We start from the raw sequence: 214 nt of genomic DNA, 5'->3' as shown, positions 1-214 counted from the left end.
ATGTACACATAGTGCTTTCTTTCCCCATCCACACACCAAAGAAGTTTTCAAAATAAGGCACGAGCACCTGACCAAAATCATGTTGGTACCATTCATCAAAAATCGTAGAGAGAAACTCTCCCCATTGTGCTGATTCAACACTCCACGGCTCTAGATCGCCTGAAACAGGAATGATCGCCTTCTGGTTGGTGAGCCATTTGTTGTTAGTATGAGC

General features: G+C 43.9%; 1 pseudogene. It reads right to left on the bottom strand.

Features of this window, described 5'->3' with window-relative positions:
* A pseudogene (locus AB4486_RS28390) lies at nt 1-214 on the bottom strand (anaerobic sulfatase maturase); the annotation flags it as partial.

Origin of the sequence: Vibrio sp. 10N.222.55.C6, assembly GCF_041473395.1 — a bacterium.
GTDB classification, from domain to species: domain Bacteria; phylum Pseudomonadota; class Gammaproteobacteria; order Enterobacterales; family Vibrionaceae; genus Vibrio; species Vibrio crassostreae_C.
This window is presented reverse-complemented; position numbering and strand designations above follow the sequence as displayed.